The following is a 26251-nucleotide window of genomic DNA, read 5'->3' as shown; positions in this document are numbered from 1 at the left end:
GTAACTTGCGGGGATCGCGCGCCCGGACGGGCGGCCGACGACAAGCAAAAAGGCCGTTCCGGCGCAACCGGAACGGCCTTCGTTACGAGTCGATTGTTTTAGAAGCGGCCCGTGCGTGCCATTTCCATCAGACGCGCGACGCGCTCTTCCGTCGCCGGGTGCGTCGAGAACAGATTCGCGATGCCGCCGCCCGAGAGCGGATTCATGATCATCATCTGCGCGGTCGCCGGGTGCGCTTCCGCCGTCGGGAACGGCACGCCGGTGGCGTAAGCGTGAATCTTCTCCAGCGCCCTCGCGAGCGCTTGCGGGTCGCCTGAAATCTCCGCGCCGCCGCGGTCGGCTTCGAACTCGCGCGCACGCGAAATCGCCATCTGGATCAGCGCGCCCGCGATCGGCGCGAGAATCGCCACCAGAATGCTCGCGATCGGATTCGACGGACGGCCTTCGTCGTCGCGCCCGCCGAAGAACATCGCGAAGTTGGCGAGCGCGGAGATCGCGCCGGCCATCGTCGCGGAGATCGTCGAGATCAGGATGTCGCGATGCTTCACGTGCGCCAGTTCGTGCGCCATCACGCCGCGCATTTCGCGCTCGGACAGCACGCGCAGAATGCCCGTGGTCGCCGCCACCGCAGCGTGCTCGGGGTTACGGCCCGTGGCGAACGCGTTCGGCGCGTCTTCGTTGATCAGATAGACGCGCGGCATCGGCAATTGAGCGCGCGTGGCCAGCTCGCGCACCATGCGATAGAACTGTGGCGCGGTGGTCTCGTCGACTTCCTGCGCGTTGTACATGCGCAGGACCATCTTGTCCGAGAACCAGTACGAAAAGAAATTCATGCCGAGCGCGATGATCAGCGCGAGCATCATGCCCTTCGATCCGCCAATTACACCGCCGATCACGACAAAGAGGGCCGTGATCGCAGCCATCAGCATCGCGGTTTTGACCCAGTTGAACATTTCCGGAGCTCCTCTCCCTAATACGCTGCGCGAAGTGCGCGGTTGCCCGGCCGACATGACCGGAGCCACGATTGTAAGCAAAATGTTAGATAGGGGCGTCCATCAATAATTCAATCCGCGTTTGTGTGATTTATCGATGCGACGTCGCGAGCTTGATGCCAAGGCCGACGAACGCGCCGCCGACGCCGCGATCCAGCCACTTTTTCACGCCGGACTTGCCGGCGAAGCGCTCCGTGACGCTGCCCGCGATCCAGGCGACGAAGCTGTTCCAGACCGTGCTCATCGCGATGAAAACGATGCCGAGCGTGAGGAAAGCGAGCGTTTTGTGCTGACTGTCCGCGGCGACGAATTGCGGGAAGAACGATACGAAGAACAGCACGACCTTCGGATTCAGCACGTTAGTGACGAAACCCTGCGCGAAGAGCTGAAGCAGCGATTTCGGCGCGGCTTTTTCGTTTGTCTGCGCTTCGCGGGCGGCGTCGGCATGGTCATGCTTCGTGAAAATCAGGCGCACGCCGAGATAAATCAGATAAATCGCGCCGGCAACCTTGATGACGGTGAACGCGGTCGCCGATGCGGCGAGGATCGCCGTGAGACCGAACGCGCACGCGAGCGTATGGATGATGCAGCCAGCCGAAATGCCGAGCGCCGACACGATGCCCGCGCCACGCCCCTGAGCGACACTGCGTCCGACGATGTACGCAGTGTCGGGGCCGGGCGTGACGTTAAGAAGAAATACGGCGACGAGGAAGAAAGCAAAACCGGTGATGCCGAGCATCGAAGACTCCAGACGGGCGATTGCGTGTTGACAGCTATTTATTTTAGCGCCGCGCCCGTTTCGCCGTCCCTTACTGGAGCGCGAAACGCTGGCCTTTCGCGAGCGACGCGCCCGCCAGGAAGTCGCGCACCGGCAGGCGTTTGCCGCCTGGTTTCTGCAATTGCGTCAGTTTCAGCGCGCCGCCGCCGCAAATCACGACGATGCCGTCCGATGAAACCTCCGCGATGGTGCCGGGTTCCGCGCTCGAAGAAACATCGACCGGCTGCGCGGCCCAGATCTTGATCGCTGCGTTGTCGAGGGTGCCGAATGCCCCGGGAAACGGATCGAATGCGCGAATCTGGCGCGCGAGTTCTTCCGCCGGACGTCGCCAGTCGAGCGCGGCCTCGTTCTTGGCAATTTTTTCGGCGTACGTCGTGCCTTCTTCGGGCTGTGGCGTGGACGGCAGCGAGCCATCACGTTCGAGATCACGCAATCCCGCGACGATCAACTCGGCGCCCATTTGCGCGAGCCGGTCGTGCAGCGTGGCCGTCGTGTCGTCGGGGAGAATCGGGGTGCGGGCTTCGCGGATCATCGCGCCGGTGTCGAGACCGGCGTCCATCTGCATCAGCGTGATGCCGGTTTCGGCGTCGCCCGCTTCGATCGCGCGATGGATCGGCGCGGCGCCACGCCAGCGCGGCAACAGCGACGCGTGGATGTTGATCGCGCCGCGCGGCGGGATATCGAGCACTTCCTGCGGCAGAATCAGCCCGTAAGCGGCGACGACCATGACATCGTGCGGCGTTGCGCGCAACAGGTCGATGGCCTCCGCTGCTTCCTGCGGATACTTGCCCGCGCGCCGCAGCGAAGTGGGCTGCGCGACCTTCAAACCATGCTCGAGAGCGAAGCGCTTCACCGGGCTTGCGTTCAGCTTCATGCCACGCCCGGCGGGCCGATCGGGCTGCGTAAGCACGAGCGGCACGGAAAATCCGGCCGCGTGAATGGCCGCGAGCGCCGCGGCGGCGAATTCCGGCGTCCCGGCGAAAACCACGCGCAACGATTGAGTCATCGGTTACAGCGCCTTTTCCAGCTTCTTCATCTTGCCGCGAATGCGCGTCTGCTTGAGCGACGACAGATATTCGACGAACACGTGACCCGCCAGATGATCCATCTCGTGCTGGATGCAGACCGCGAGCAGACCGTCGCAATCGAGCTCGAAGGTTTCGCCCTTCTCGTTCAGCGCCTTCACGCGCACCTTGTCGGGACGCTCGACGAAATCGTAAATGCCGGGCACCGAGAGGCAACCCTCTTCCCATTCCTTCTTCTGGTCGCTCGTCCAGACGAGCTCCGGATTGATGAACACCATGAGCTGATCGTGCGCGTCGGAGACATCGATCACGATCACGCGCTCGTGCACGTCCACCTGTGTCGCGGCGAGCCCGACGCCGGGCGCGGCGTACATCGTCTCGGCCATGTCGGCGACGAGTTTGCGGATGCGGTCGTCGACCACGGCGACGGGCTTCGCCACCTTGTTCAGCCGCTTGTCCGGGTAGTTGAGTATCTTGAGCAGAGCCATGATTCGGATTGTCTACGCGCGCCGCGGCACGTGTAAATCGGCCATTCGGCCAGGTTGCGGGTGAGTGGCGGCATGCCGAAGATATGCGGGCGAATCCAGTGAATTCGACGCCGCCGGCAAGCGGCCAATGGACGTCGCGTCGGGCTTCGGACCACGCCTGAGCGACCTTTCTTTATCTGTTCCGGATCAAAAATCTTAACATGACGACCGCCGACCTGCCGACCGGGGAAGCCGCCCCGACACTTGATGCCGACGAACTGCGCGCATGGCTGCGGCTCGCGCACGCAAAGGGGCTTCGGCCACTCGCGATGCGCACGTTGCTCGGTGCTTTCGGCGGTCCCCTCGAAGTCCTGTCGGAGAGCATTGCGTCGCTCGCGGAAATCGCCGACGCCCGCGCCGCCGAGGCCGTGCTCGCGCCGCCGGAGGAAATCGAAGGCGTTCCGTTCGACGACTATATTGAAGCGGCTTTCGCGTGGGCATCCGAACCGGGCAATCACATTCTCACGCTCGCCGACGCCACTTATCCGCAGGCGCTTCTCACGATGCCGGACCCGCCGCCGCTGCTCTACGCGAAAGGCCGGCTCGAGCTTCTGCCGGCGCGCGCGGTGGCTATCGTCGGGAGCCGGCACGCTTCGCCGCAAGGACTCGAAGACGCGCGCCGCTTCGCCCGCGTGCTGTCGGATGCGGGGCTCGCGGTGGTGTCCGGTCTCGCGCTCGGCATCGACGCATCCGCGCATCGCGGCGCGCTGGGAGGCGTTACGGGTACGGTCTCCGTGATCGGCACGGGCGCCGATCTGGTCTATCCGGCGGCACATCACACGCTCGCGCATGAAATCGCCCGCGAAGGCGCGATGCTCTCGGAATGGCCGCTCGGCACGCCGGCGCGCTCCGCCAATTTTCCCCAGAGGAACAGGCTGATTGCGGGCATGTCGGGCGGCGTGTTGATCGTCGAAGCCGCGATGCGTTCCGGCTCGCTCATCACCGCCCGGCTCGCCAACGAAATGGGGCGTGATGTCTTTGCAATTCCCGGCTCGATTCACGCGCCGCTCTCGCAGGGTTGTCATCGGCTGCTCAAGCAGGGAGCGAAGCTCGTCGAAACGCCGGAAGACGTGCTCGAAGAGTTCGGTTTTTCGCCAGCGACGGCACGCGCGGCTTGCGCGGCGGCGAGACGCGCCAGGCCGCGTCCGGTCAGCGCGTCGTGGGCATCGGCGCGAACGGATGAAGCCGACAGCGCGATCGACGGTGACGCCAACCGCGTTCTCGACGCGCTCGGCCACGCGCCCGCGACGCTTGAAATCCTCGCGATGCGCACTGATCTGGATGGTGCGGCGCTCCAGGGCGCGCTGCTGCAACTGGAGCTATCGGGCCGCGTGGCTGCGCTTGCGGGCGGCCGCTACACGGCGGTGGAGCGCTCGTGATGCCGCATCGTGCTACATTCGCGGAAAAATGAGCAATCCCCGCAGTCGATACCAATAAAAGGATTTCGCACCCGCCATGTCCGCGCTGAATCTCGATACCGATGCCGATCGCATCGCGGAGCGCATCGCCGTGCCCGGCACGCTGTTCGTCGCCTGCCTGTGCGCGGAATGGTGCGGAACCTGTCGCGAATATCGCGAAGGGTTCGACAGGCTGGCGGCCGCGCATCCGGAAATCTGCTTCGCCTGGATCGATATCGAGAATCACGCCGACCGTTTCGACGACCTCGACGTCGAAAATTTTCCTACCATCCTGATCGAGGACGCCGTTACGACGCGCTTCTTCGGCACGGTGCTGCCGCAGGCGTCCATCGTCGATCGGATGCTGACCGATCTGACCGCGCTGCCAGGCATGGTCGGGGCGCCCAAACTGCGCCCGGCGCTTGCCACGGCCTGATCGCGGCGCACGCGAAACGCGCGTTTTGCGCTTCTCGCCATGCGCTTCGCGAGCCGGATATTGAACCGCCCCGATTCCAGCTTCGACGCCCGCCGCGCAAAGCGTGTGCTATAAAGCGGCGTTAAAGCAGTCCAAACCGGGCCGCTGCCAGTTACCAACTATTTGAGTCATGTCCAAAGCCCTGATCATCGCTGAGAAGCCCTCCGTCGCGAACGACATCGCGCGTGCGCTGGGCGGCTTCACCAAGCATGACGAGTACTACGAGAGCGACGACTACGTGCTCTCGTCCGCAGTCGGCCATCTGCTCGAGATCGCCGCGCCGGAAGAGTACGACGTCAAGCGCGGCAAATGGAGCTTCGCCAATCTGCCGGTGATTCCGCCGCATTTCGACCTGAATCCGATCGCGAAGAGCGAGTCGCGCCTGAAGGTGCTGACGAAGCTGATGAAGCGCAAGGATATCGACCGGCTTATCAACGCATGCGACGCGGGGCGCGAGGGCGAGCTGATCTTCCGCCTGATCGCGCAACACGCGAAGGCGAAACAGCCGGTGCAACGTTTGTGGCTGCAGTCGATGACGCCCGCCGCGATCCGCGAGGGCTTTGCGAACCTGCGCAGCGACGCCGACATGCAGCCGCTCGCCGATGCAGCCCGCTGCCGCTCCGAAGCGGACTGGCTCGTCGGCATCAACGGCACGCGCGCGATGACCGCGTTCAACAGCAAGGGCGGCGGCTTCTTCCTGACGACTGTCGGTCGCGTTCAGACGCCTACGTTGTCGATCGTCGTCGAACGTGAAGAAAAAATTCGTCGATTCGTTCCGCGCGATTACTGGGAAGTGCGCGCCGAGTTCATCGCCGCGAAGGGCCTGTACGAAGGCCGCTGGTTCGATCCGAAGTTCAAGCGCGTCGAAAACGATCCCGAACAGCGCGATTCGCGCCTGTGGAGTCTCCCGGCGGCGGAATCGATCGTCGCAGCGTGCCGCGGCAAGACCGGCGTTGTGACCGAGGAATCGAAGCCGTCGACGCAAATGTCGCCGCTGCTCTTCGATCTGACCAGCTTGCAGCGCGAAGCCAATGGCCGTTTCGGTTTTTCGGCGAAGAACACGCTCGGCCTCGCGCAGGCGCTGTACGAAAAGCACAAGGTCCTGACCTATCCGCGTACCGATTCGCGCGCGCTCCCCGAGGACTACATGAGCACGGTCAAGGACACGATGACCATGCTCAAGGAGAGCAACAACTATCTGCCGTTCGCGAAACAGGTGCTCGACAAGGGCTGGGTGAAGCCGAACAAGCGCATTTTCGATAATTCGAAGATCAGCGATCACTTCGCCATCATCCCGACGCTGCAGGCGCCGAAATCGCTGTCGGAACCGGAGCAGAAGCTGTACGACCTCGTCGTGAAGCGCTTCCTGTCGGTGTTCTTCCCGGCGGCGGAATATCTCGTGACCACGCGCATCACCGAAGTCTCGGGACATCACTTCAAGACGGAAGGCAAGGTGCTCGTCGAGCCGGGCTGGCTGCAGATCTACGGCCGCGAAGCCGCGGGCGAAGACGGCAACCTCGTGCCGGTGCAGAAGGACGAAAAGGTCGATGTCGAGAAGGTCCAGGCGCACGGCCTCGTGACCAAGCCGCCCGCGCGCTACAACGAAGCGTCGCTGCTCTCGGCGATGGAAGGCGCGGGCAAGCTCGTCGAAGACGAAGAGCTGCGCGACGCGATGGCCGCGAAGGGGCTCGGCACGCCGGCTACGCGCGCGGCGATCATCGAAGGGCTGCTCGGCGAGAAATATATGGTGCGCGAAGGCCGCGAGCTTATTCCGACGGCCAAGGCGTTCCAGTTGATGACGTTGCTGCGCGGCCTCGGCGTCGAGGAACTGACCGCGCCGGAATTGACCGGGCAGTGGGAGCACAAGCTTTCGCAGATGGAGCGCGGCAATCTGCATCGCGATGCGTTCATGCAGGAAATTGCGCGCATGACGCAGACCATCGTCAAGCGCGCGAAGGAATACGACTCCGACACAATCCCCGGCGATTACGCGACGCTCGAAACGCCGTGCCCGAACTGCGGCGCACAGGTGAAGGAGAACTATCGCCGTTTTGCCTGCACCAAGTGCGAATTCTCGATCTCGAAGATTCCGGGCGGCCGGCAGTTCGAAATTCCGGAAGTCGAGGAATTGCTGCGCGAGAAAACCATCGGGCCGCTGTCGGGCTTCCGCAGCAAGATGGGCCGTCCGTTCTCCGCCATCCTCAAACTCTCGCTCGACGACGAGATCAAGAATTACAAGCTCGAATTCGACTTCGGCCAGGATTCCGGCGGCGAAGACGGCGAACCGCCCGATTTCTCCGAGCAAACGCCGGTCGGCGCGTGTCCGAAGTGCCAGTCGCGCGTGTTCGAGCACGGCATGAGCTATGTATGCGAGAACTCGGTGTCAAATCCGAAGACGTGCGACTTCCGTTCGGGCAAGGTGATTCTCCAGCAGGAAATCGGCCGCGATCAGATGGAAAAGCTGCTGAACGAAGGCCGCACCGATCTGCTGACGAACTTCAAGTCGTCGCGCACAGGGCGCAACTTCAAGGCGTTTCTCGTGAAGCAGCCGGATGGCAAGATCGGCTTCGAGTTCGAGAAGAAGGAAGGCAAGCCGGCAGCGAAAACGGCGGCTAAACGTGGCGCGGCGGCGGAAACTCAGGCCGACAGCGGCGACGAAAGCGGCGATAGCGATGTCGCCGTAGCCGCGAAGACCACGTCCGCGAAGACCGCGGCGAAGAAAGCGCCCGCGAAAAAGGCGGCAGCGAAAAAGACCGCGGCGAAGAAGGCGAGCTGATCGCCCTCTTCTCCCGCTGAAAAGAAAAACCCCCGCGAATCGCTTCGCGGGGGTTTTTTCATTTGCGCTTTGCGCGAGCCTTTCAGAACGGCGAAGGCGCCGGCAAGCGCCCGCGCGACCGCGATGGCTTCGACAGCTTCGGCGCCAGTTCACCATCGATCGGACGCGAGCGCGGCGGGGGCGTCGCCGCTTCCGTGGCGTGCTCGTAGTGTGGATGCGCGCCCGGCCTGCCGCGACCATCGCGAATCCATTGCTCGCCGAGCTGATGATTCGGCGTCTGGCTGAAATGCTCGACCAGATGATCGATGAACGTGCGCACCTTCGCCGGCAAATGACGGCGGCTCGGATACGCGACGTTGATCTCGACCTGCGGCAATTGAAAATCGCCGAGCAGCCGCACGAGCTGGCCGCGCGTTGTGTCGTTGCCGATCAGATAGCTCGGCAAAATCGCGATGCCCATGCCGAGCAGCGCGAACTGCCGCAGCATCTCGGTATTGTTCGCGATGATCACGTTCTGCGGCCGCACGCGCACTTCGCCGTCCGGGCCGGTGAACACGCGCTCGTCGCCCCAATATTCGGCCGGCAGGCTCAGACACGGATGCTCGAGCAGATGCTCGGGGCGCGTCGGCGTGCCGTGCGTTTCCAGATACGCCGGCGTCGCGCAAACGGTCATGCAACCGGTCGTCAGACGCCGTGTGACGACGCTCGCGCTCTTCACCTGACGCGCGATGACAATGCCGACATCGAAACCTTCCTCGACCAGATCGACCTGACGGTCCACGAGCGTCACGTCCGGCACGACCTTGGGATAGCGCTGCGCGTACGTCTGCAACACCGGCGCGAGATTATGCAGACCGAACACGACGGGCGCGACGATCCTGAGCGAACCGAGAGGTTCGTGATTACGCGCCACCACCATCTGTTCGACGTCTTCCAGTTCGTCGAGAATCTGCCGCGCCCGCTCCAGATACACCTGGCCGGACTCGGTGAGCGAGAGGCTGCGCGTCGTGCGGTTGAGCAGGCGCGTGCCGAGGCGGCCTTCCAGGTCCGCCACATGGCGCGTAGCTACCGCATTGGAGATGTCCATCGCGCTCGCGGCGCGGGCGAAACTTCCGAGATCGGCGACGCGGACAAACACCCTCATCGACTGCAAATGATCCATAAGACAACTCCTGCCGCTACACGGCTCGAATTCTGCTGCAAAGCAATTCAGGATTATCCTAGGACCGGCACTTTCGTGCAGAAGTTGCCGGGAAGCGCGAAAAAGTCGAAAAAAATCTGACAGTTAGGCGTCTTACGCGGATGAAAGATCACCGACTGTTGTCATCGGCACAACACTCGGCTAAGCAAATTCCGATCGACGCAACTTCAAAAAAGCTGGCGTCGTCAATTTTGACGGTATAGGCGATAAAAAATCGGGCCCGTCGATGCGGGCCCGAAATATGGGGATTGATTCAGTTTGTGAGACAAAGCCGGCGTGGAATCGCGCCGGGCGATCCACTCACGCAGCCAGCCGCTTTTCCATTCCAGCCTTGGCCGCCGTCAGAGCCGCGGGCAGACCGTGTTTCAACTTCGTGAAAAGCTCGTCGTGCAGCGCGAGTTCATCGCGCCAGGCGGAGTCGTTGACCGATATCACCTGCTCGAACTGCTCGCGCGTGAAGCCGAGCGCGCCCCAGTCGATGTCCTCGTATCCCGGCGAGATGCCGAAGGCGTGCTCCTCGCCCTTCGCCGTGCCCTCGACGCGGCCGATCATCCAGTTCAGCACGCGCATGTTCTCGCCGAAGCCCGGCCACACGAACTTGCCGTCGTCGCCCTTGCGGAACCAGTTGACGCAGAAGAACTTCGGCGCCTTCGCGTGCATCGCTTCGAGACGCTCGCCCATCTTCAGCCAGTGGCCGAAGTAATCGGCCATGTTGTAGCCGCAGAACGGCAGCATCGCGAACGGATCGCGGCGCACGACGCCTTGCTGGCCCGCGGCGGCAGCGGTGGTTTCGGAGCCCATCGTGGCGGCCATGTAGACGCCTTCCTTCCAGTCGCGCGCCTCCGTGACAAGCGGCACGGTGTTCGACCGGCGTCCGCCGAAGATGAACGCGTCGATCGGCACGCCGGCCGGGTTTTCCCAGTCCGGATCGATCGACGGACACTGCGATGCCGGCGCCGTGAAGCGCGCGTTCGGATGAGCTGCCTTCGCGCCCGTTTCCTTCGCGATTTCGGGCGTCCAGTCGCGGCCTTGCCAGTCGATCAGATGCGCGGGCGGGCTGTCGGTCATGCCTTCCCACCAGACGTCGCCGTCGTCGGTCAGCGCGACGTTCGTGAAAATCACGTTTTCCTTCAGCGTCGCCATCGCGTTGAAATTGGTCTTTTCGCTGGTTCCCGGCGCCACGCCGAAATAACCCGCTTCCGGATTGATCGCGTAGAGCCGGCCGTCGCGGCCCGGCTTGATCCACGCGATGTCGTCGCCGATCGTCGTCACTTTCCAGCCTTGCAGATCGCTCGGCGGAATCAGCATCGCGAAGTTGGTCTTGCCGCACGCCGACGGGAACGCCGCCGCGACGTGATACTTGCGCCCTTGCGGCGATGTCACGCCGAGAATGAGCATGTGCTCGGCGAGCCAGCCTTCATCGCGACCCATCGTCGAGGCGATGCGCAGCGCGAAGCACTTCTTGCCGAGCAGTGCGTTGCCGCCATAGCCCGAGCCGAAACTCCAGATTTCGCGCGATTCTGGAAAATGGACGATGTATTTCGTGTCGTTGCACGGCCACGGCACGTCCTTGCGGCCATCCGCGAGCGGCGCACCGACCGAATGCACGCAGGGCACGAACTCGCCGTCGGCGCCGAGCACGTCGTACACGGCGCGGCCCATGCGCGTCATGATGCGCATGTTCGTGACGACATACGGGCTGTCCGACAATTCGACGCCGATATGCGCGATCGGCGAGCCGAGCGGGCCCATCGAGAACGGCACAACGTACATCGTGCGGCCGCGCATCGAGCCGTCGAACAGGCCGTCGAGCGTGACGCGCATGTCCTGCGGATCGATCCAGTTGTTCGTCGGGCCGGCGTCCTCACGGCGCTGAGAGCAGATGAACGTGCGGTCTTCGACGCGCGCCACATCCGAGGGATCCGAGCACGCGAGGAAGGAATTCGGGCGCTTCTCGGGGTTGAGCTTTTTCATCGTGCCGGCTTCGACCATCTGCTGGCAAAGCCGGTCGTATTCCTCCTGCGAACCGTCGCACCATTCGATGCGGTCCGGCTTGGTCAGGGCCGCGACCTGCCGGACCCATTCGATGAGTTTTCGGTGCCGGACATAGGCCGGCGTTTTGATGTCGACGGCATTCTTATTGTTGTCTTCGACTACTGCGGGCTGGTTCATCGAGCTGTCTCCGTTCTTCTGCAATGAAAACCAATCACCCAACTGACGCTGCATGCGAGAGGCGTTTGCGACTCGAACCGCCGGGCGCTTTCGTGCGCTTCTGTACGCGCTTTCATCGCACGAAATGCGGTTCGCGAGCCAATGCGGCGTCACGGGCCTGAATTCTTTACACAGCAAACGTATCCCTCGCGGCTTGCATCGCAAAGGAACAAACTGTTAAAAAGAGATACTAAGTGGCCTGTCTCCTCGCGGATCATCGTGTTTTCCGCTAGTTGCGCTGGATTTCTTTCTCTATTGGCGCGGACGTACGAGGCTCCCGAAAAAAAGGGGAGTCAAGCATAACACCGCAGCGCGTGAACCATGTGATGCAGCGCAATAAAGCGGAATAGAGCGCAATTTATCGGTATTTACCCGAATTTAAGTACTCCATTCTCGCTCTCCATAAAAAAGCAGCACGTTTGATGCCTAACAAAAGCCAATCAATGCCCATGAAAATCGCCATTCTCGATGACTACCAGGATGCCGTACGGAAGCTCGATTGCTTCCATCTGCTCGATGACCATGAGGTGAAGGTCTTCAATAACACGGTGCGTGGTCTCGGGCAGCTGGCGAGCAGACTCTCGGAAGTGGATGCGCTCGTGCTGATTCGCGAACGTACGCGTATCAGCTCTCAATTGCTCGACAAATGCCCCAAGCTGCGCATGATCAGCCAGACGGGACGCGCGGGCGGTGGTCATATCGATGTCGATGCGTGTACGGAGCGCGGCATCGCGGTGCTGGAGGGCACGGGCTCGCCGGTCGCGCCTGCGGAGCTGACGTGGGCGCTCATCATGTCGGCGCAGCGGCGCATTCCGCAGTACGTCGCGAACCTGAAGCAAGGCGCGTGGCAACAGTCGGGGCTGAAGACGTCCGCGCTGCCGCCGAATTTCGGTCTCGGTCAGGTGCTGCGCGGACAGACGCTCGGCATCTGGGGATACGGCAAGATCGGCAAACTGGTGGCCGGTTACGGCAAGGCGTTCGGCATGAACGTGCTCGTCTTCGGGCGCGAGCATTCGCAAAGCGCGGCGCGCGAAGATGGCTTCGCGGTCGCGGAAAGCCGCGAAGCGTTTTTCGAACAGAGCGACGTGCTCACGCTGCATCTGCGCCTGACCGATGACACGCTCGGCATCGTCAAGCAGGACGATCTGATGCGCATGAAGCCTACCGCGCTCTTCGTCAACACGAGCCGCGCCGAGCTGCTCGAGGAGAACGCGCTGCTCAATTCGCTCCATCACAACCGGCCGGGCATGGTCGCGGTCGATGTTTTCGAGAGCGAGCCGATACTGCAAGGCTACGGTCTGCTGCGCCTGGAAAACGTGATCTGCACCCCGCACATCGGCTATGTGGAGCGCGAGAGCTACGAGCTGTATTTCGGCGCGGCGTTCAGGAACATCCTCGCGTTCGATGCGGGCGACACGTCGAGCGTCTTCAACAAGGAAGCGCTTCAGCACGTGCGCCGCCGTTGAGCTTCGGCTTCGGCTTAAGCTTCAGACGGTCGAGATTTCGGTCGACGGCTCGCAGCGCACCGGAAAATTCACCGAGTTGGCGATGAAACAGAAACGGTGCGCCTCCTCGTGCAGGCGCGCCGCGAGATCGGCATCGCCGCCGGCGCCGATGGTCACGCGCGGGCGCAGCAGCACATCGACGAAGCGCCCGTCTCCCTTCGACTCTTCCTGCATCGTGCCGATGGCTTCATCGACGTAACCGGTTACGACGACCTTGTTCGTTGCGCACAGGTGCAGATACCAGAGCATGTGGCACGACGACAGCGACGCCACGAACAACTCCTCCGGATTGTGGCGCGCGGGGTCGCCGCGAAACGCGGGATCGCTCGACGCCTCGATCGCCGTCTTCGAGCCGACGCGCACGAGGTGGTCTCGAGAGTACGCATCGTAAGCCGATGTGCCGGACCCGAGATTGCCCGTCCAGTCGACGGTCAGTTCGTACGTATGCTTCTTCGCCACGGTCTGCTCCTCAAGCTGAATGCGAAGCGGTTTCCAGGAGACGCGGAAGGCGCTCGAGAAAATCCTCGCCGTCCGCGCGGCCCAGATCATAAGCATGCTGCATCTGGGACGGGCTCGTATAGTCCCAGCTCGATATCGGCACCTTGCGCGATGGCTGGATGTAGATGCGCTTCTGCTCGCCGTGCGGCACGACGAACATGCGCTCGCGCGGATACAGGCGCGTGACCATCACGAGCACGAGACCCGGCGACGCATCGAGCGCGGCGACCGGGACATTGTCGACCATGCCGCCATCGAGAACGGGACGGCCGTTGCGTCGCAGGATCGGCGTGAACGGCGGCGTGCTCGACGATTGCAGGATGAGATCGGCGAGATCTTCGACGGTCGCGCATTCCTGCGCTTTCACAAATTCGGGATGAAAACCGAGCGTCTGACCGAGCGTCGGATGCAGCGTCTTGCGGACGTATTTCTCGATGTTGTACGCGATCAGCCCCGCCGCGACCGCGCTGCGCGCGCCGAGCCAGCGCGGCAGATGCGATACGCCGATGCGGATTTCCGGCCCTTTCGCGAGCTCGTGGAAACGGTCCGCGAAGATGTCGAGCAGCGCCTGCCGATAGATGCGGTAATGCGGAAACACGGACTGTCCACGCAGCAGGTTGCCCCAATAGGCGTTGCGCGTGTTGTCGCGCAGCGCGTGGGCGTAGTAGTCCATGACCCAGCGCGAATCGTTCGTGTAGAGCATGCAGGCGGTGGCCGCGCCCGCCGAAATACCCGCGATGATGCGCGGTTCGAGATTCAATTCCGGCCGGATGATGTCCCAGAATCCTGCTTGCCACCAACAGCGGTTTCCGCCGCCAGCGAATACGACTTGGTCGAACATTTATTTGTTGATGAGCGCGTAGGTGGTTGTCGCGTGAGCGGCGAGTTCGCCCTGGTCGTCGTGCATGTCGATTTCACCGAAGACGAGGTTGCGTCCGCGACGCTGGATGCGGGCGGTGATCAGCACGTCGCCTGCTTTCACGGGCCGCATGAACGTGGTGTTGAGCGATACGGTTGTCATTGGCCAGAGACCACCCATGACGTGCGAGACGACGACGACCATCGCGGTGTCGGCGGCGGCCATCAAAACCTGTCCGCAGATGACGCCGCCCGCGTGACGCAAACGGTCCGAATACGGCAGACGCAGCGTGACGGCGTTCTCGGCGATTGATTCGGGCATGAGTTTCAACTCCTTGACCCACGGAGCCAGGATGCTGTCGAGCAAGGCGCTGATAGCGGTTTCGTCCATGGTTCCTTTTGATTTGCAGGCTTCATGGCCTTGGAGGATGCGTCATGATACCGGCCGTAAGTTGCGTGCGGACGCCCGTGGCAGGTGGGTTCGTCGGAAATATACGAATTTTTTTGCACGAGGGCTTGCGCTTCTGCAAAAGCACCCGCTATAATTTCGCTTCTGTTGGGGCGTTAGCTCAGTTGGTAGAGCAGCGGACTCTTAATCCGTAGGTCGAGTGTTCGAGTCACTCACGCCCCACCACCAGATCCAAAGGGCTGCGCAACGCGCAGCCCTTTTTCATTTCCGCGTCAAATCACATCCGCCCCACGCGCCGTCAACAACTCGCGCAACACCGAGCGATGACATCTCGCCTCCTCCTCGCAATAACACCCCACCGACATATTCGTCCGATGCGATAACGCCGCGAGCAGATCGAGCGTCTTGCTGGCATCCGGCTCGGCCATCTGCGCCTTGAACTTCTTCACGAAACCGCGCCACGCCTTGTCGTCTTCAGCGTGCAGCGCTTCCGTCACCAAGTCCTGCGTCGGCGAAAGCACCGGATACCACACGTCGTAAAAATCGCGCTTCGCGAATTCAGCCTTCGGCACCCCGCGCGGCGACCGACGCACCGTGCCGATACGCAACCCTTCATCCTCGGCGCGCGGTGTCCCCAATCTGACGATTCGAATGCTCATTCCCCGCTCTCCTTCGATACTCGTCCGCAAAGCATAACCGCTGACATCGCTTTGAAAGCTCCCGGGCATCCGCAAAGCAAAACCCGCCATCTTCCCGTATCGTTTCGGATTATTCTCCGTTCGCTTACATCCGGAATTCCCTCCGTGCCCACCGAAGAAAGCCTACAAAATCTCCCGCACGATCCCGACGCCCCGATGACCCCGCTCGAGCGCCGTGGCATGGCCGCGATCCTGCTCTCGGTGGCGCTCGCGACGCTCGACACCGCGATCGCCAATACCGCATTGCCCGCCATTGCCGCCGATCTGCATACGACGCCCGCCGCGTCCGTCTGGATCATCAACGCCTATCAGCTCGCGATGGTCGCGACGCTGCTTCCCCTCGCGGCGCTCGGCGGCATCCTCGGTCATCGGCGCGTGTATCTCGGCGGGCTCATCGTGTTTCTCGTCGCGTCGGCGGTGTGCGCCTTCGCGTGGTCGCTGCCGACGCTCGTCGCCGCGCGCTTGCTGCAAGGCCTCGGCGCGAGCGCGATCATGAGCGTGAACGCGGCGCTCATCAGCGCGATCTTTCCACCGCATCGACTGGGGCGCGGCGTCGGGCTGAATGCGCTCGTCGTCGGCATCGCGTTCGCAGTCGGACCGACGGTCGCGTCGATCGTGCTCTCGCTCGGCACGTGGCCGTGGCTCTTCGCGGTCAACCTGCCCGTCGGCGTATTCGCGCTGATGATCGCGTGGCCGTCGCTGCCGCAGACCAAGCGCGCCGAGCATGGCTTCGATCGTATCGCGGCCCTGCTCAACGTCGTCACGTTCGCGTCGCTGATTTTCGCGCTCGGCGAAGCGGCCCAGCGCGCACCGGCTCATACCGTGCTGACGGCGTTCGGCGTCGCGCTCGTCGCCGGCGTTCTTCTGCTGCGACGCGAACGCGGCCATCCCGCGCCGATGCTGCCCGTCGATCTTTTTCGCCGTCCGATGTTCGCGCTCTCGACGATGACCGCCATCTGCTCGTTCGCCGCGCAAGGGCTCGCGTTCGTGTCGCTGCCGTTTTTCTTCGAAAGCGTGCTGGGACGCAGCCAGGTCGAGACGGGATTTCTGATGACGCCGTGGTCCGCGCTCGTCGCATTGATGGCGCCGATCGCGGGACGCCTCTCCGATCGCCACGCGCCCGGCTTGCTGGGCGGCGTCGGGCTGGCGATTCTATGCGTCGGGATGGTGTCGCTCGCGATGCTGCCCGCGCAGCCGCATGCGCTGGAAATCTGCATCCGCATGGCGATCTGCGGCGCGGGCTTCGGATTTTTTCAATCGCCGAATCTGAAGGCGTTCATGTCGAGCGCGCCGCGCGAACGCAGCGGCGGCGCGAGCGGCACGATCGCGACATCGCGGCTGATCGGACAGGCGACGGGCGCGGCGCTCGTCGCGCTGTGCTTCAGCATCGCCGGAAAGCATGGCCCGGCGCTCGCGCTGTCGCTGGGTGCGGCGTTCGCGGGCGCGGGCAGTGTCGCGAGCGGTTTGCGCCTCGTGACGCGCGGTCCGTCGTCGGAACGAATCGTCGGAGGGCCGTCGCGCGAGACCTGAGCGCGCTCACATCCGCCGCACCTTCACCTTGCGGCCCTTGAGCTTTCCCGCGCCCAGCTTGCGCACCGCGTCGTCCGCGACCTTTCGCTCGACGGCCACGTAGGTGACCATGTCCATCACGTTGATCTTGCCGATCTGCTTGCCGTCGAAACCCGCTTCGCCGGTGAGCGCGCCGAGCACGTCGCCGGGGCGGATCTTGTCCTTGCGACCACCGAGGATTTGCAGCGTCGCCATCGGCGGCTTCAGATGACCCGGTTCCGCCGATGTCAGTTCGTCGAGCGGATGCCATTCCACTTCCGCGCGCTGCGCCTGTTCGATCGAACCGACGCGGCCCATCTCGTCCATGCTCGCGAGCGACAGCGCCCAGCCTTCCTCCTCCCCGCGTCCCGTGCGGCCGATGCGATGCACGTGCACTTCCGGGTCCGGCGTCACGTCGACGTTGATCACCGCTTCCAGTTGCGCGATGTCGAGACCGCGGGCGGCGACATCGGTTGCGACGAGCACCGAGCAACTGCGATTCGCAAACTGCACGAGCACCTGATCGCGCTCGCGTTGCTCCAGCTCGCCGTGCAGCGTCAGGGCTTCGAAGCCTTGCGCGAGCAGCACGTCGAGCAGATCGCGGCATTGCTGCTTCGTGTTGCAGAACGCGAGCGTGCTCACCGGGCGATAGTGATCGAGCAGCAGGCCGACCGCGTGCAGCCGCTCGTGATCCTCGACCTGATAGAAGCGCTGCTTGATCTTCGCGTTGCTGTGCTGTTCGGTGAGCTTGATCTCGCGCGGATTGCGCAGGAATTGCTGGCTCAGTTTCGCGATGCCTTCGGGATACGTCGCCGAGAACAGCAAGGTCTGGCGATCCTTCGGGCACTTGCGCGCGACTGACGCGATATCGTCGAAGAAGCCCATGTCGAGCATGCGGTCGGCTTCGTCGAGGACGAGCGTGCGCACGGCGTCGAGCGTGAGCGTCGCGCGGTCGAGATGATCCATGATGCGGCCCGGCGTACCCACGACGATATGCGCGCCGTGTTCTAGGCTCGCGATCTGCGGGCGCATCGGCGTGCCGCCGCACAGCGTCAGCACTTTCACGTTCTCTTCCGCGCGCGCGAGGCGGCGGATTTCCTGCGTGACCTGATCGGCGAGTTCGCGTGTCGGGCAGAGAACGAGCGCTTGCACGTCGAACTGGCTTGCGTCGAGTTTGGTAAGCAGCGGCAGCGTGAAGGCCGCCGTCTTGCCGCTGCCCGTTTTCGCCTGCGCGATGAGATCGTGGCCCGCGAGCGCCGGCGGCAGGCTTGCGGCCTGGATCGGCGTCATCGACAGATAGCCGAGTTGCTGCAGGTTCGACTGCATCGCCGGCGAGAGCGGCAGACTGCTGAAGGAGGTTTCGGTCGTCATGATTTCAGCGTGTTCCGCGCGGCGGGATTTCGGTGATCTGCTCGTACGTGGCGGTGCCGTCGTCGGCGTCGGTGCGCGAGACGTAGTTGCGCGCGCCGCACATCGGGCAGCGGAACAGCAGGCCCTGGCCCTCGTTCTTGATGACGACGTCCGATAGCGCCCACTCTGCGCCGCAGGACTGGTTTCGACAGGTAAACATGTTCGTAATTCTCTGGTTCGTGGCGCGTTGGTGCGCTCAAAGGCGAAAGTGTACGCGTCTATCGTGCCGACGCGGTCCGCGCAAGTCCGCAAGAAATGCTAAAGCGGGTCGTGCTACTTTTCTTTCATCGAGTTTTCTTTTCGGAGCGAACGATGAGCAGCAGGCTCTATGAGGCGCGGCTCGCGCGCGTGGTCGCACATATCCACGATCATCTCGATGATGAACTGGACCTCAATCGGCTCGCGGAGGTCGCTTGTTTGTCGCCTTATCACTGGCATCGGATCTATCACGCGTTTTATGGCGAGACGGCGGCGGCAACCGTGCGGCGGTTGCGGTTGCATCGTGCGGCGAATGAGCTCGTGCATGGCGCCGTGCCCATCGACTCTATTGCCGAGCGCGCCGGATATAGCAGCGTGCAGGCGTTTTCGCGGGCGTTTCAGGCGAGTTACCGGATGGCGCCGGGGCAGTTTCGCAACGAAGGCGGCGCTTCCATGTTTGTTCCTTTCGATGAAGTTCGATCAGGAGATACGGCGATGCATCAAGTCGATATTCGTACCCAGAATGGTTTTACCGTCGCCGCGATGGAGCATCGCGGGTCGTATATGAACATCGGGCGGGCGTTCGAAATGCTGTTCCATGGGCTCGCGACGCGCGAGTTGATCGATCCTCGCGCGCGTTCGCTCGGCATTTATTTCGATGACCCGTCCGCCGTCGCCGAAGACGATTTGCGTTCGATGGCCTGTTGCGAGTTGTTCGATGCGGATGCTGTGAAGTTCGAAGCGCCGGTGTCGCGCGTGGAGGTCGCGGGTGGGGAGTTCGCGGTGCTGACGCACGTCGGGCCGTATGCGCAGCTTTGCTTCGCGTATCAGTGGCTTTATGGGGAATGGCTGCCGAAGTCGGGAAGGGAAACGGGCGAGGCGCCGGTGTTCGAGGTTTATGTCAACGATCCGAGGGAGACGGTGGCGAGTGAGTTGGTTACGGAGATCTGGATGCCTTTGAAAACGGCGGCGTGACGTCAGAGCGGCCGCGCGCAGCCTTTGAACACCTGCTCGCGATGCCAATCGACGAATGGCTTCGCGGGGTGGTGTTCCTTTCGCACGGGCGCGTTCAGTTGTCCGCCGTGATGTCTGAGCAAGATCTCATCGAAGCGCTGGCTTCCGTGCGCCTTTTCCGACACCAGGACGCGACGATCATCGCCCAAAGTGAACGCGCCGATATCGAAGAGCTTGTGATGCAGACAGCACAGCGCGATGCCATTCTCGACGACGTCTGGCCCACTCGCCTGATGCCATTTGATGTGCGCTGCCTCGAGGCCGATCGTCACATTGCCGATGCGCAAATCGAGATCGCATAACGCACATCGATATTGATAGGCTGTGAGGACCTGGCCGCGAAACTCGGGATCGCGGCGCCGGCGCGTAACGGACTTGTCGTCGACGAGCGCGAGCGTTGCCTCGTCGTCAAGCGTAAGACCGACTGCATCGAGAACGTCGCTGTGAATGCTCTCCGGAAAATGCCGGGCGAGCAGCAAACGAGCGATTGCGTCGATCGCTTTCGGGTCGTGCTGCAGAAGTTGCTGTACCTCACGCGAGAAATGTCCCGTTGCGTTCAGCTCTCGCAGTTCCGTCTTTTTCACATCATTTCGTCGCGCGATCGGATCGGGCGTCACGCTTGCGGTGACTTCCCAGATGTCGTCGTTTCTCATCGAACGAACGGCATCTCGGGGTAGAGCGTGCGACGTTGGGGCGCGAATTCTTTTAGAAGGTCGCACAGTTTGCGCTCGTAGTCACGAAAAGGGACATCTCTGATACCCCGCGAGAATAGTCCGAGCGCGAGCAAGACGAGAAGCGGCTTATGAGGTGCGCGTTCGCCGTTGCTCTGCCAGACTTTCAACTCCGCGAAGAGTTGGAGAATTTCAGGAAGGCTGGCAGCGCTCATGGTTTGAACAAATAATCGGCGACGAAGAAAAACCCGTGTTGCTCTGCGCGCACACGGGTTTGAATAAAGCGGGAGTGGGTCAAACAGACACTCAAACGTCGATATTCCCCGCCCTCAATGCATTACTCTCGATAAACGCTCTGCGCGGTTCGACGTCATCGCCCATGAGCGTCGTAAAGATGCCATCCGCCGCAATCGCGTCTTCGATCTGCACGCGCAACAAACGCCGCACGTTCGGATCCATCGTCGTTTCCCAGAGCTGCTCGGGGTTCATCTCTCCGAGCCCCTTATACCGCTGCTTGCTGACATTGCGTTCCGCATCGGCGATCAGCCACTTCATCGCGGTCTTGAAATCCGTCACGGCCATCGACCGTTCGCCGCGCTTGATCAACGCGCCTTCGCCGATCAAGCCCTTGAAGGTATCCGCCGTCGAGACGAGCTGCTTGTAGTCCGCCGTCAACTGGAGGTCTTCATCGAGCACGGTGACCTTCACGTTGCCATGATGACGCCGCTTGACATGCAGCGAGCGCAACTCGCGCACTTGATCGTAAGCCGCTTCGACGGTCACTTCAGGCTTCAACGGATCGGCGCGCAACCGCTCTTGCAGACGCTTCGCCGATGCATCGGCCGCCTCCTGCGACGAAAGATCGATGACGATGCCATCCATCACCGATTCGAGCGCGGCCGCGTCGTAGATACGGCTCAAACGATCGACGACCGCCTGCGCGAGCAAATACGCACGCGCGAGTTCACCCAGGGCATCGCCCGAAATAGGATCGGCGCCCTCGTTCGGAATGAGTTCGGACCCTTGCAACGCAAGCTTCAGCATATGCTGATTGAGCTCGTGCGCGTCCTTCATATACCGCTCGTCCTTGCCCGCCTTGATCTTGTAAAGCGGCGGCTGCGCGATATAGATAAACCCGCGCTCGACGATCTCCGGCATCTGCCGATAGAAGAACGTCAGCAGCAGCGTGCGGATGTGCGCGCCGTCGACGTCCGCATCGGTCATGATGATGATGCGGTGATAGCGCAGCTTGTCGAGGTTGTAATCATCCTTGCCGATACCGCAACCGAGCGCCGTCACCAGCGTGACGATCTGCTCGGACGAAATCAGCTTGTCGAAGCGCGCCTTCTCGACGTTCAGCACCTTCCCGCGCAAGGGCAAAATGGCCTGGAACTTTCGGTCGCGGCCTTGCTTGGCCGATCCGCCTGCCGAGTCGCCCTCGACGATATAAATCTCGGACTTCGCCGGATCTTTCTCCTGGCAATCCGCGAGCTTGCCCGGCAAGCCGACGCCATCGAGGACGCCCTTTCGACGCGTCATCTCACGCGCCTTGCGCGCCGCATCGCGGGCACGCGCGGCATCGACGATCTTGCCCGTGATGATCTTCGCGTCGCTCGGCGTCTCCTGCAGATAATCTTCGAGCGCCTTCGCCACGACTTCCTCGACCGGCGCGCGCACTTCCGACGACACCAGCTTGTCCTTCGTCTGCGAACTGAACTTCGGCTCCGGCACCTTCACCGACAGCACGCACGACAGACCCTCGCGCATATCGTCGCCGGTGGTTTCGACCTTCGCCTTCTTCGCGATCTCGTTATCGACGATGTATTTGTTGATGACACGCGTCATCGCCGCGCGCAGGCCCGTCAAGTGCGTGCCGCCATCGCGCTGCGGAATGTTGTTCGTGAAGCACAGCACGCTTTCGTTGAAGCTGTCGTTCCACTGCATCGCCACTTCGACGGTCACGTTCTCGCGCTCGCCGATCGCATGGAACACGGTCGGATGCAGCACCTGCTTCGCCTTGTTGATGTACTCGACGAAGCCCTTCACGCCGCCCGCGAACGCGAAATCGTCTTCCTTGCCGGTGCGCTGATCCGTCAAGCGGATACGCACGCCATTGTTGAGGAACGAGAGTTCGCGCATGCGCTTCGCGAGAATGTCATAGTGAAATTCGACATTGCCGAAGATGGTGGCGTCGGCGAGAAAGTGCACTTCGGTGCCGCGATTTTCCGTATCGCCGACGACGGGCATCGGCGAATACTGCACGCCGTTCTCTTCGACGATCTCGCGGTTCTGCACGACGCCGCGCGCGAATTCCATGAAGTGTTTCTTGCCGTCGCGGCGCACCGTGAGGCGCAGCCATGCCGACAGCGCGTTCACGCACGACACGCCCACGCCGTGCAGGCCGCCCGACACCTTGTAGCTGTTCTGGTCGAACTTGCCGCCCGCGTGCAGCTCGGTCATCACGATTTCGGCGGCGCTGCGCTTCGGATCGTGCTTGTCGTCGCGCTTCAGGCCGGTCGGCACGCCGCGGCCGTTGTCGGTCACGGAAATCGAGTTGTCGGCGTGAATGGTGACGTGGATGTCGTCGCAATAGCCGGCGAGCGCTTCGTCGATGGAGTTGTCCAGCACTTCGAAAACGAGGTGATGCAAACCGGTGCCATCCGACGTATCGCCGATGTACATGCCCGGGCGCTTGCGCACCGCCTCCAGACCTTCGAGGATCTGAATGGACGATGCGCCATAGCTATTGTCAGGCTTGTTGTCGGGCTGCGAATTTGTGTTTTCAGTCATGGAATTTTCCGGTTCTGCGTCACTGCCTGGGTTGCTGCTCGAACTTTTCAAATCACCTTAAAAACGCCAAAGGGGCGCGCCGCCCCTTGGAGTGTTCTCGGTATTGCGTGCGTCAGATGCGCATCGGCATCACCACGTACTTGAATTCCTCGTTCTCGGGAATCGTGATGAGCGCACTGGAATTGGCATCGCCGAGGCTCACCTTGAGCGTGTCGACCTTCAGATTCGCGAGCACATCGAGCAGATACGTGACGTTGAATCCGATATCGACGGTGTCGCCCTGATATGCGATCTCCAATTCTTCCTGCGCCTCTTCCTGGTCGGCGTTGGTCGACATGATCTTCAGCTGGCCCGGTTCGACCAGGCAACGCACGCCCTTGAATTTGTCCGAAGTCAGGATGGCCGCACGCTGCAGCGAACGCTGCAATTCTTCACGGCCGATTTCGAACGTGTTCTTGTGCGACTTCGGAATCACGCGCTGGAAGTCGGGGAACTTGCCCTCGACGAGCTTCGACACGAGTTCCACCTGGCCGAAGCTGAACTTCACCTGCGTCGCCGCGATGTCGATGTTCAGGGAATCGTCGATGTCTTCGAGCAGACGCTGAAGCTCGAGAATCGTCTTGCGCGGGATGATCACTTCCTGGCGCGGGAACGAGCCTTCGATCTTCATCGACGAAAACGCGAGACGGTGGCCGTCGGTCGCGACCGCCATCAGTTCGTCGCCATCCACCACGAGCAGCATGCCGTTCAAGTAGTAGCGGATGTCCTGCTGGGCCATCGCGAAATAGACCATGCCGAGCAACTGGCGGAACGTCTTCTGCGGAACCGAAAGGCTCGCGCCGAAGTCAGTAGCCTGGTTGACGGTGGGAAATTCGTCGGCGGCGAGCGTCTGCAGCGCGAAACGGCTTTTGCCGGAACGCACCGTGAGACGCTTGTCGGAGAGGTCCAGCACCACTTCGCCCGAGGGCATCGCGCGCAGAATGTCGAGCAGTTTGCGCGCGGCGACCGTGGTGGCAACCTGGTCGCTGCCGACGCCGAAATCGGCGCGTGTCGTGATCTGGAGTTCGAGGTCGGTCGAGAGGAACGACACATCGGCGCCGTTCTTGGTAATCAGCAAATTCGCGAGGATCGGCAACGTATGGCGGCGTTCTACGATGCCGCTCACGGTTTGCAGCGGCCTTAGAAGATTATCTCGTTCGGTCTTGACCAGTTGCATAGAGTTCCTTCGTTGATGTGACGGCCTGTCCGCCGGTTTCGCCACCAGATTTGCCCAGCGGACAACCTCGTAACACGCGTTGCCGGCCCCCCGCCGGTCACTCGCGAAAACTGCGCTCGAAAGCCGCCCAGGCCACGGACGGCTAAACCTATATTGTGCCTCAAAACGGAACCGCCCCCTAAAATTGGGGGCGATTTCACCAAAAAACAGGCTGTCGAACGCAATAAATGACGCGTGCGTTCGTGGCAAAGCGTTTGTTGGCCCGTCAGCCCTTCAGCGTCTGTTCGAGCACGTGCAGTTCGTGGTTCAACTGCGCATCGGTGCCGCGCTCGGCGCCGATCTTGCGCACCGCGTGCAGCACGGTCGTGTGATCGCGCCCGCCAAACAGTTCGCCGATCTCGGGCAGGCTCTTCTGCGTCAGCTCCTTCGCCAGATACATCGCGATCTGGCGCGGGCGCGCAATGTTGGCCGGCCGCTTTTTCGAGTACATGTCGGCGACCTTGATGTTGTAGAAATCGGCCACGGTCTTCTGGATGTTCTCTACCGAGATCTGCCGGTTCTGCACCGTCAACAGGTCTTTGAGCGCTTCCTTGGTCAGCTCGATTGTGATGTCGCGGCCATGGAACTTCGAGTACGCCAGGATCTTGCGCAGCGCGCCTTCGAGCTCGCGCACGTTCGAACGCAGATGCTTCGCGACGAAGAACGCGACATCTTCCGAGAGGCTCACGCCTTCGGACTGCGCCTTCCTCATCAGAATCGCGACGCGCATTTCGAGCTCGGGCGGCTCGATCGCGACCGTCAGGCCGGAGTCGAAGCGCGAGATCAGGCGATCGTCGATGCCGGAGATTTCCTTCGGATAGGTATCGCTCGTGATGATGACCTGCGCCTTGTTGGCGACGAGCGCCTCGAACGCGTAGAAGAACTCTTCCTGTGTGCGCGACTTGCCCGAGAAGAATTGAATATCGTCGATGAGCAGCAGATCGAGCGAGTGGTAGTAGCGCTTGAAGTCGTCGAACGCCTTGCGCTGGTACGCCTTCACGACATCCGATACATATTGTTCCGCGTGGATGTAGCGAATTCGCGCGCCTGCCTTGTCCATCAGCAGCTGATTGCCGATGGCGTGAATCAGGTGCGTCTTGCCGAGACCCACGCCGCCATACAGGAAGAGCGGGTTGTACGAGATGCCCGGATTGTCGGCGACCTGAATGGCGGCCGCGCGCGCGAGCTGGTTCGCCTTACCGGTGACGAAGTTGTCGAACGTGAGCACCGGATTCAGTTTGGAACGCTCGTAGGCGGAATCGGTTTCACCACCCGCCGACGGAGCGCCGCCGGGGCGCCACGTGCGTCGGCCTGCGGCGGCTTCGTTGGCGTCGAGGCTCGGGAGATCGAGATCGGCCTGGTCTTCCTGCATGGCTTGCGCTTGCTGCGCCGCTTCCGCTGCGAGTGCGTTGATGTGCGCCGTGGCGTTCGCGTGCGCGACGACGGAAGGCGCCTGCGGCACGGCCGCCGACGGCGCCGGAGCGCGCGGCGCGGCGGGCGCGCTCGGGCGCGGCGTTGCGCTCAGGCCGCCGCCGATCGCGTTGCGCGCGGTCGCTTTGGGATCGAGCACGAATTGAACATCGATAGGCGCGCTGAAGAAATCACGCGCAACATCGGCGATACGGCCCGAAAACTGGCTTTTCACCCAGTCGAGCTTGAAGCGGTTGGGAGCGGCGATGCGCAGGGTGTTCGCGTCGGCATCGAAGTCGACCGGGGTCAGCGGCTTGATCCACGTGACGTACTGCTGCGGCGTGAGTTCACGCGCAAGCAGTGCGGAACAATGTTCCCAGAAATCGTTCATCGAGTGCGGTCGTTATGGTTGCTCCGCACCTGCGGGCCGTGCTTGCCGAACGTTCGGACAAGTCCCGGCACAGCCAAGCAGGCATGCTCCGGAGGCTTACGCCGCAAGGGTTTGCGGGCGGATGGCGGGCCGAAGCAGCGGGCGGATATTTGGGAGTAAGGCGAGATTCTAACGCCAAAAGAGGGTGGCGCGCGAGTTATCCACAGGGTCAAAT

At 62.3% G+C, this 26251-nt stretch carries 21 protein-coding genes, 1 tRNA gene and 1 pseudogene; 7 read left to right on the top strand and 16 right to left on the bottom strand.

All coding sequences use genetic code 11. The features are described 5' to 3' along the window. Positions 1-98: 98 nt before the first annotated feature. From htpX to def, 4 genes are all read right to left on the bottom strand, one after another. The gene (gene htpX, locus IAG25_RS30825; RefSeq protein WP_187608210.1) at positions 99-953 is read right to left on the bottom strand and encodes a zinc metalloprotease HtpX; all 855 of its coding nucleotides are present in this window, start codon (positions 951-953) and stop codon (positions 99-101) included. A 130-nt stretch (positions 954-1083) separates the two neighbouring features. Continuing rightward, positions 1084-1731 carry a LysE family translocator gene (locus IAG25_RS30820; RefSeq protein ID WP_187608209.1) on the bottom strand — a complete coding sequence of 216 codons (648 nt, stop codon included), beginning with the start codon at positions 1729-1731 and terminating at the stop codon, positions 1084-1086. 70 nt (positions 1732-1801) lie between these two features. Continuing rightward, complete coding sequence (gene fmt / locus IAG25_RS30815) at positions 1802-2776, bottom strand: methionyl-tRNA formyltransferase (RefSeq protein ID WP_187608208.1); 975 nt, start codon at positions 2774-2776, stop codon at positions 1802-1804. A 3-nt stretch (positions 2777-2779) separates the two neighbouring features. Then, complete coding sequence (gene def, locus IAG25_RS30810) at positions 2780-3283, bottom strand: peptide deformylase (RefSeq protein ID WP_187608207.1); 504 nt, start codon at positions 3281-3283, stop codon at positions 2780-2782. A 200-nt stretch (positions 3284-3483) separates the two neighbouring features. Here def and dprA point away from each other — a divergent pair, with 200 nt between their 5' ends. The 3 genes from dprA to IAG25_RS30795 all read left to right on the top strand — a co-directional run bounded on the left by dprA (position 3484) and on the right by IAG25_RS30795 (position 7970). Next, a complete protein-coding gene (gene dprA, locus IAG25_RS30805; protein ID WP_187608206.1) occupies positions 3484-4701 on the top strand; it encodes a DNA-processing protein DprA in 1218 nt (405 codons plus the stop codon). Positions 4702-4777: 76 nt separating this feature from the next. Then, positions 4778-5155: a thioredoxin family protein gene (locus IAG25_RS30800; protein ID WP_035509772.1), complete on the top strand. Its 378-nt coding sequence runs from the start codon at positions 4778-4780 to the stop codon at positions 5153-5155. Positions 5156-5324: 169 nt separating this feature from the next. Continuing rightward, positions 5325-7970 (top strand): DNA topoisomerase III, encoded by a 2646-nt coding sequence (locus IAG25_RS30795; protein ID WP_187608205.1) that lies wholly within the window; start codon positions 5325-5327, stop codon positions 7968-7970. Between the two features lie 82 nt (positions 7971-8052). Here the strand turns inward: IAG25_RS30795 and IAG25_RS30790 are convergent, their stop codons facing one another. Together IAG25_RS30790 and IAG25_RS30785 are read right to left on the bottom strand one after the other, a co-directional pair. Next, on the bottom strand, positions 8053-9132 hold the full coding sequence (locus IAG25_RS30790) for a LysR family transcriptional regulator (protein ID WP_187608204.1): 1080 nt from the start codon (positions 9130-9132) through the stop codon (positions 8053-8055). A gap of 339 nt (positions 9133-9471) precedes the next feature. Further along, a complete protein-coding gene (locus tag IAG25_RS30785) occupies positions 9472-11343 on the bottom strand; it encodes a phosphoenolpyruvate carboxykinase (GTP) (RefSeq protein ID WP_187608203.1) in 1872 nt (623 codons plus the stop codon). A 488-nt stretch (positions 11344-11831) separates the two neighbouring features. Between IAG25_RS30785 and IAG25_RS30780 the strand changes: the two genes are divergently transcribed. Next, on the top strand, positions 11832-12848 hold the full coding sequence (locus tag IAG25_RS30780; RefSeq protein ID WP_187608202.1) for a D-2-hydroxyacid dehydrogenase family protein: 1017 nt from the start codon (positions 11832-11834) through the stop codon (positions 12846-12848). 21 nt (positions 12849-12869) lie between these two features. On the opposite strand, the gene IAG25_RS30775 is transcribed toward IAG25_RS30780, so the two are convergent. From IAG25_RS30775 to IAG25_RS30765, 3 genes are read right to left on the bottom strand one after another with little or no spacing between them, the layout of a single operon-like run. Then, positions 12870-13346, bottom strand: a complete 477-nt coding sequence (locus IAG25_RS30775) for an OsmC family protein (RefSeq protein WP_187608201.1) — start codon at positions 13344-13346, stop codon at positions 12870-12872. Positions 13347-13356: 10 nt separating this feature from the next. Beyond that, complete coding sequence (locus IAG25_RS30770) at positions 13357-14226, bottom strand: patatin-like phospholipase family protein (RefSeq protein WP_187608200.1); 870 nt, start codon at positions 14224-14226, stop codon at positions 13357-13359. After that, positions 14227-14634 (bottom strand): PaaI family thioesterase, encoded by a 408-nt coding sequence (locus IAG25_RS30765; protein ID WP_187608199.1) that lies wholly within the window; start codon positions 14632-14634, stop codon positions 14227-14229. It abuts the gene before it with no gap. A gap of 167 nt (positions 14635-14801) precedes the next feature. Between IAG25_RS30765 and IAG25_RS30760 the strand changes: the two genes are divergently transcribed. After that, positions 14802-14877: transfer RNA gene (locus IAG25_RS30760), tRNA-Lys, on the top strand. A gap of 47 nt (positions 14878-14924) precedes the next feature. Here IAG25_RS30760 and IAG25_RS30755 read toward each other — a convergent pair. Further along, entirely contained in the window at positions 14925-15311 is a 387-nt protein-coding gene (locus IAG25_RS30755; protein WP_187608198.1) for a DUF488 domain-containing protein, read from the bottom strand. 195 nt (positions 15312-15506) lie between these two features. Between IAG25_RS30755 and IAG25_RS30750 the strand changes: the two genes are divergently transcribed. Beyond that, a complete protein-coding gene (locus tag IAG25_RS30750) occupies positions 15507-16880 on the top strand; it encodes an MFS transporter (protein ID WP_187608197.1) in 1374 nt (457 codons plus the stop codon). Positions 16881-16886: 6 nt separating this feature from the next. Here IAG25_RS30750 and dbpA read toward each other — a convergent pair whose 3' ends face one another. Then, positions 16887-18269: an ATP-dependent RNA helicase DbpA gene (gene dbpA, locus IAG25_RS30745; RefSeq protein WP_187608196.1), complete on the bottom strand. Its 1383-nt coding sequence runs from the start codon at positions 18267-18269 to the stop codon at positions 16887-16889. 4 nt (positions 18270-18273) lie between these two features. After that, positions 18274-18468 (bottom strand): hypothetical protein, encoded by a 195-nt coding sequence (locus IAG25_RS30740; RefSeq protein ID WP_187608195.1) that lies wholly within the window; start codon positions 18466-18468, stop codon positions 18274-18276. A gap of 152 nt (positions 18469-18620) precedes the next feature. Between IAG25_RS30740 and IAG25_RS30735 the strand changes: the two genes are divergently transcribed. Beyond that, entirely contained in the window at positions 18621-19481 is an 861-nt protein-coding gene (locus IAG25_RS30735; RefSeq protein ID WP_255504052.1) for an AraC family transcriptional regulator, read from the top strand. Positions 19482-19483: 2 nt separating this feature from the next. Here IAG25_RS30735 and IAG25_RS30730 read toward each other — a convergent pair. The 4 genes and pseudogenes from IAG25_RS30730 to dnaA all read right to left on the bottom strand — a co-directional run bounded on the left by IAG25_RS30730 (position 19484) and on the right by dnaA (position 26037). Beyond that, positions 19484-20406: pseudogene (locus IAG25_RS30730) on the bottom strand (phosphorothioated DNA-binding restriction endonuclease). Between the two features lie 91 nt (positions 20407-20497). Beyond that, a complete protein-coding gene (gene gyrB / locus IAG25_RS30725; RefSeq protein WP_187608192.1) occupies positions 20498-22981 on the bottom strand; it encodes a DNA topoisomerase (ATP-hydrolyzing) subunit B in 2484 nt (827 codons plus the stop codon). Between the two features lie 112 nt (positions 22982-23093). Beyond that, entirely contained in the window at positions 23094-24197 is a 1104-nt protein-coding gene (dnaN, locus tag IAG25_RS30720) for a DNA polymerase III subunit beta (RefSeq protein ID WP_035508739.1), read from the bottom strand. A gap of 265 nt (positions 24198-24462) precedes the next feature. After that, entirely contained in the window at positions 24463-26037 is a 1575-nt protein-coding gene (gene dnaA / locus IAG25_RS30715; protein WP_187608191.1) for a chromosomal replication initiator protein DnaA, read from the bottom strand. Positions 26038-26251: the final 214 nt, after the last annotated feature.

The organism is Caballeronia sp. EK, from assembly GCF_014384845.1.
GTDB classification, from domain to species: Bacteria; Pseudomonadota; Gammaproteobacteria; order Burkholderiales; family Burkholderiaceae; genus Caballeronia; species Caballeronia jiangsuensis.
The sequence above is the reverse complement of the archived record's forward strand: the minus strand, read 5'-3'. Positions and strand labels throughout refer to the sequence as shown.